This window comes from Streptomyces sp. NRRL B-24085 (genome assembly GCF_001282115.1).
GTDB lineage: Bacteria > Actinomycetota > Actinomycetes > Streptomycetales > Streptomycetaceae > Streptomyces.
This window is the reverse complement of sequence record NZ_LJBR01000503.1, coordinates 1-5,646: the sequence shown is the minus strand read 5'-3', so window position 1 is coordinate 5,646 and position 5,646 is coordinate 1. Positions and strand designations below refer to the sequence as shown.

Genomic DNA, 5,646 nt, shown 5'->3' with positions numbered 1-5,646 from the left:
CCCGCCGGCTACACCCCTCCCCCGGGCTGGGGCGGCGGCTACGGCGGCTGGGGCGGCCCCCCGCCCGCGGCCAAGCCCGGCGTGATCCCGCTGCGCCCGCTCGGCGTGGGCGAGATCCTCGACGGCGCGGTCTCCACCATGCGCACCTACTGGCGCACGGTCCTCGGCATCTCCCTGGCCGTCGCGGTCGTGACCGAGGTCCTCGTCATCCTGCTCCAGGGCTTCGTCCTGAACGACAGCGCGGGGACCGAGGCGCTCAACGACCCCAGCGCCAGCGCCGACGAGCTGACCCGCGCCCTGGGCGAGACCATGCTCGGCTCCACCGTCGTCTACCTCATCTCCCTGATCGGCACGATCGCCGCGACCGCGATGCTGACGGCCGTCACCAGCCGGGCCGTGCTCGGCAGGCCGGTCACCACCGGTGAGGCCTGGCGCGACGCCCGCCCGCAGGTGCCCAGGCTGTTCGGCCTGATCTTCCTGCTGATGCTCATCGCCTTCGGCGTGCTCGCCGTCGGTGCGCTGCCGGGCATCCTCGTGGCCGCCGCGGGCTCCGACGGCGGCGGGATCGCCCTGGTGGCCCTGGGCGTCATCGGCGCCGGCGTCGTCGCGCTGTGGCTGATGATCCGCTTCTCCCTGGCGTCGCCCGCGCTGATGCTGGAGAAGCAGAGCATCGTGAAGTCGATGAGCCGCTCCACGAAACTGGTCCGCGGCTCCTGGTGGCGGGTCCTCGGCATCCAGCTGCTGGCCGCGATCATCGCGAACATCGTCGCCGCGATCGTCGTCATCCCCTTCACGTTCCTCGCCGCGGCGCTCAGCGGCGAAGGTGTCGGCGGCTTCGTCAACGGCACCGGCGACCTCGGCTGGACGTTCCTCATCATCAGCGGCGTCGGCGCGGTGATCGGCTCCATGATCACCTTCCCGATCTCGGCGGGCGTCACCGTGCTCCTCTACATCGACCAGCGCATCCGCCGCGAGGCCCTCGACCTCGAACTGGCCCGCGCGGCCGGCGTCCAGGGCTACGGCACCGGCCCCACTGCCGGGAGCTGATGCGGTGATCCTGCCGGGGGGAGTGCTCACCATGCTGCGCGGCGTCGACGCCTCCGTGCTGTCACCGGCACGGTCCGCCGACGAGCCGCCGCTGACGATCCCGCGCGATCCCGCGCGGGAGGCGGCCCGCCGCGAGCTGTCCAAGCGCATGTACCACGAGAACGACCCCAGTTGGTTCCAGCGCGCCCTCAACGCGTTCTGGGACTGGGTCGACAAGCTGTTCAACGCCGCCTCGTCGGCGACCCCGGGCGGACCACTCGGCCTGGTCGTCGTCATCGCCGCGATCGTCCTGGTCGTCGGCGCACTGTGGTGGCGCCTGGGCACCCCGAGCCGCGGGCCCGCCTCCTCCGCCGCCCTCTTCGACGACCGCCCCCGCAGCGCCGCCGACCACCGCGCGGCCGCCGAGGCCCACGCCGCCCAGGGCCACTGGAGCCAGGCCGTGCAGGAGCGCATGCGTGCGATCGTCCGCTCCCTGGAGGAACGCGCCCTCCTCGACGTCCGTCCCGGCCGCACCGCGGACGAGGCCGCCGCGGAAGCGGGCCGCGCCCTACCTTCGCACACCGACCGGCTGCGCTCCGCCGCCCGCGCCTTCGACGACGTCACGTACGGCGGCAGGGCCGCGACCGAGCAGTCGTACCACCGCATCGCCGAACTCGACCGCGACCTGGAACGCGCCAAGCCGGTCCTCGCGACGGCGAACAGCGGAAGCAGCCCAGGCAGCATGAGCAGCACCGGCAGCACGAGCAGCACGAGCAGCACGGGCAGCAGCCACAGCGCGGACCACAACGCCCGCCCGGGAGCCGCCGAATGACCACCGAGGCCACGCTCCCGTCCACCTCGGCCTCGCCCACCGCCCGCCAGGTGTGGACCCGCGCGCGAGGCGTCGTACTCGCCCTCGTACTGCTCCTCGTCGCGGCCGTGGTGATCGCGACGATCCGCTCCACCGAACGCCACGGCAGCCTCGACCCGCGCTCCGCCGACCCCTTCGGCAGCCGCGCGGTCGCCGAACTCCTCGCCGACCGGGGCGTCGACACCCGCGTCGTCACCACCCTGGACGAGGCAAGCGCCGCGGCCGGCCCGGACACCACGCTGCTGGTCGCCGTACCCGACCTCCTGACACACGGCCAGCAGAACCGACTGCGCTCCGCGACCGCCGGCTCCGACGGCCGCACCGTCCTCGTCGCCCCCGGGAGCTGGTCCGTCGAACGGCTGGCCCCCGGCGTCGTCGCGGACCCCGCCACCAGCTTCGACTCGACGCTCTCCCCCGACTGCGGCCTGCCGGCGGCCCGGCGTGCGGGCAACGCCGACACCGGCGGCATCCGCTACACCGTCACCCACCCCGGCAACGACGAGTGCTACCCCAGCGACCGTCTGCCCACCCTGGTGCGTGTCCCGGCGGCCGACGGGGACGGCGACACCGTCGTGCTCGGCGCGCCCGACATCCTCTACAACGACACCCTCGACGAGCAGGGCAACGCCTCGCTCGCCCTCCAACTCCTCGGCTCCCGCCCCCATCTGGTCTGGTACCTCCCCTCGCTCTCCGACTCCTCCGCCGCCGACCCGGACGACGAGAAGAGCTTCTTCGACCTGCTCCCCTCGGGCTGGCTCTGGGGCACGCTCCAGCTCTTCATCGCGGCAGCCCTCGCCGCCCTGTGGAGGGCACGCCGACTCGGCCCCCTGGTGCCCGAGAAACTCCCCGTGGCGATCCGCGCCTCCGAGACCGTCGAAGGCCGAGCCCGCCTCTACCGCAAGGCCAACGCCCGCGACCGCGCGGCCACCGCTCTTCGCTCCACCACCCGCACCCGCCTCGCCCCCCTCGTAGGCGTCCCCGTCGCCCAGGCGCACGCGCCCGAAGCCCTGCTCCCCGCCCTGTCCGCCCACCTCCACCACGACGGCGACGGACAGACCCTGCACGCCCTGCTCTTCGGCCCGACGCCCGGCGACGACGCGGCCCTCATCTCCCTAGCCGACCAACTCGACGCCCTCGAAAGAGAGGTACGCCGTCCATGATGGACCCGACCACTGACAACGCCGGGACCACCGGGGACCCGGACACCGCACGGGCCTCCCTGGAAGCCCTGCGCGCCGAGATCGCCAAAGCCGTGGTCGGCCAGGACCCCGCCGTGACCGGTCTCGTCGTCGCCCTCCTGTGCCGCGGACACGTACTCCTCGAAGGTGTCCCCGGCGTCGCCAAGACGCTGCTCGTCCGCGCCCTCGCATCCGCCCTCGAACTCGACACCAAGCGCGTCCAGTTCACCCCCGACCTCATGCCGAGCGACGTGACGGGCTCCCTGGTCTACGACACCCGCAGCGCCGAGTTCTCCTTCCAGCCCGGCCCGGTCTTCACCAACCTCCTCCTCGCGGACGAGATCAACCGCACCCCGCCCAAGACCCAGTCGTCCCTCCTGGAGGCCATGGAGGAGCGCCAGGTCACGGTCGACGGCACCCCCCGCCTCCTCCCCGACCCCTTCCTGGTCGCCGCGACCCAGAACCCGGTGGAGTACGAGGGCACCTACCCCCTTCCCGAAGCCCAGCTGGACCGTTTCCTCCTGAAGCTGACGATCCCGCTCCCCTCCCGCCAGGACGAGATCGACGTCCTCACCCGCCACGCCGAGGGCTTCAACCCCCGCGACCTCAAGGCCGCCGGCGTACGCCCCGTAGCGGGGCCGGCCGACCTCGAAGCCGCGCGCGCGGCAGTCGCCAAGACCTCGATCTCCCCCGAGATCACCGCGTACGTCGTCGACATCTGCCGCGCCACCCGCGAGTCCCCGTCCCTCACCCTGGGCGTCTCCCCACGTGGCGCCACGGCCCTCCTGGCCACCTCGCGCGCGTGGGCGTGGCTCACCGGCCGCGACTACGTCATCCCCGACGACGTGAAGGCCCTGGCCCTCCCCACTCTCCGCCACCGCGTACAACTGCGCCCCGAGGCCGAGATGGAGGGCGTGACGGCCGACTCCGTCATCAACGCGATCCTCGCCCACGTCCCGGTCCCCCGCTGATGGCCCTCACCGGACGCGCCGCACTCCTCGCGGCTCTGGGTTCCCTCCCCGTCGGCATCTGGGAACCGAGCTGGACGGGCATCCTCGCGGTCAACGCCCCCCTCGCGGTGGCCTGCGCCTGCGACTTCGCCCTGGCGGCTCCCGTACGACGGCTCGGACTGACCCGTTCCGGCGACACCTCCGCCCGCCTGGGCGAGACGGCCGACGTCACCCTCACGGTCACCAACCCGTCCGGCCGCCCGCTCCGCGCCCAGGTCCGCGACGCCTGGCCGCCCAGCAGTTGGCAGCCCGGCACTGAGGTGGAGGCCTCCCGCCACCGTCTGACGGTCCCGGCCGGCGAACGCCGCCGCCTCACCACTCGCCTGCGCCCCACCCGCCGCGGCGACCGCCAGGCAGACCGCGTGACGATCCGCTCCTACGGCCCCCTCGGACTCTTCGCCCGCCAGGGCACCCACAAGGCGCCCTGGACGGTCCGCGTCCTGCCCCCCTTCACCAGCCGCAAGCACCTCCCCTCGAAGCTCGCCCGCCTACGCGAACTCGACGGCCGCACCAGCGTCCTCACCCGAGGCGAAGGCACAGAGTTCGACAGTCTCCGCGAGTACGTCCCCGGCGACGACACCCGTTCCATCGACTGGCGCGCCACGGCCCGCCAGACTTCCGTGGCCGTACGCACCTGGCGCCCCGAACGCGACCGCCACATCCTCGTCGTCCTCGACACCGGCCGCACCTCGGCAGGCCGCGTGGGCGACGCCCCCCGCCTCGACGCCTCCATGGACGCGGCCCTGCTCCTGGCAGCCCTCGCCTCCCGCGCCGGCGACCGCGTGGACCTCCTCGCATACGACCGCGGGGTGCGGGCCCTGGTCCAGGGCCGCACGGCCAACGACCTGCTCCCCTCACTGGTCAGCGCGATGGCAACCCTCGAACCCGAGCTCGTCGAGACGAATGCCCGCGGCCTCACCGCCGCAGCTCTGCGTACGGCCCCCCGCCGCTCCCTGATCGTGCTGCTCACCAGCCTCGACGCCGCGCCCATCGAGGAGGGCCTGCTGCCCGTCCTCCCTCAACTAACCCAGCGGCACACGGTCCTTCTGGCCTCAGTGGCGGATCCTCATATCGCGGACATGGCCACGGCCCGCGGCAACGTCGACGCGGTCTACGAGGCAGCGGCCGCCGCCCAGGCCCGGACGGAACGCCATCGCACGGCGGAACAACTCCGCCGCCATGGAGTGACCGTCGTCGACGCGACACCCGATGACCTGGCTCCAGCGTTGGCCGATGCCTATCTGGCGCTGAAAGCAGCCGGCCGCCTGTAAACAAAGAAAGGGGGCGCAAAGCGCCCCCTCAAAAACCGTGAACCACACCCACAACGCGAAAAGGCCCACACCATGAGGTGTGGGCCTTTTCATCAAAAGGAGTTCGGCGGTGTCCTACTCTCCCACAGGGTCCCCCCTGCAGTACCATCGGCGCTGTAAGGCTTAGCTTCCGGGTTCGGAATGTAACCGGGCGTTTCCCTCACGCTATGACCACCGAAACACTATGAAACCAGACCGGAAAAAGACACGGTCGTTGCCTCAGAACTAACACAGTGGACGCGAGCAAATAT

At 72.3% G+C, this 5,646-nt stretch carries 5 protein-coding genes and 1 rRNA gene; 5 read left to right on the top strand and 1 reads right to left on the bottom strand.

The window, feature by feature from the left end:
* The 5 genes from AOJ26_RS37940 to AOJ26_RS37920 all read left to right on the top strand — a co-directional run.
* On the top strand, positions 1–1,047 hold a 1,047-nt coding region (locus tag AOJ26_RS37940), incomplete at its 5' end, for a glycerophosphoryl diester phosphodiesterase membrane domain-containing protein (protein WP_053852895.1).
* Positions 1,048–1,078: 31 nt separating this feature from the next.
* Positions 1,079–1,858: a DUF4129 domain-containing protein gene (locus tag AOJ26_RS37935; protein WP_053852896.1), complete on the top strand. Its 780-nt coding sequence runs from the start codon at positions 1,079–1,081 to the stop codon at positions 1,856–1,858.
* A complete protein-coding gene (locus AOJ26_RS37930; RefSeq protein ID WP_053852894.1) occupies positions 1,855–3,057 on the top strand; it encodes a DUF4350 domain-containing protein in 1,203 nt (400 codons plus the stop codon). Before AOJ26_RS37935 ends, AOJ26_RS37930 begins: the two co-directional genes overlap by 4 nt.
* On the top strand, positions 3,057–4,046 hold the full coding sequence (locus tag AOJ26_RS37925) for an AAA family ATPase (RefSeq protein ID WP_086724790.1): 990 nt from the start codon (positions 3,057–3,059) through the stop codon (positions 4,044–4,046). Before AOJ26_RS37930 ends, AOJ26_RS37925 begins: the two co-directional genes overlap by 1 nt.
* Positions 4,046–5,356: a DUF58 domain-containing protein gene (locus tag AOJ26_RS37920; protein ID WP_053852892.1), complete on the top strand. Its 1,311-nt coding sequence runs from the start codon at positions 4,046–4,048 to the stop codon at positions 5,354–5,356. Before AOJ26_RS37925 ends, AOJ26_RS37920 begins: the two co-directional genes overlap by 1 nt.
* 101 nt (positions 5,357–5,457) lie before the next feature.
* On the opposite strand, the gene rrf is transcribed toward AOJ26_RS37920, so the two are convergent.
* Positions 5,458–5,574, bottom strand: a 5S ribosomal RNA gene (rrf, locus tag AOJ26_RS37915).
* Positions 5,575–5,646 lie beyond the last annotated feature (72 nt).

Excerpts from the sequence above, each read along its gene's own strand:
- AOJ26_RS37935 (WP_053852896.1), top strand. The coding sequence starts at position 1,079 with ATGCTGCGCGGCGTCGACGCCTCCGTGCTGTCACCGGCACGGTCCGCC.
- AOJ26_RS37930 (WP_053852894.1), top strand. The coding sequence starts at position 1,855 with ATGACCACCGAGGCCACGCTCCCGTCCACCTCGGCCTCGCCCACCGCC.
- AOJ26_RS37925 (WP_086724790.1), top strand. The coding sequence starts at position 3,057 with ATGGACCCGACCACTGACAACGCCGGGACCACCGGGGACCCGGACACC.
- AOJ26_RS37920 (WP_053852892.1), top strand. The coding sequence starts at position 4,046 with ATGGCCCTCACCGGACGCGCCGCACTCCTCGCGGCTCTGGGTTCCCTC.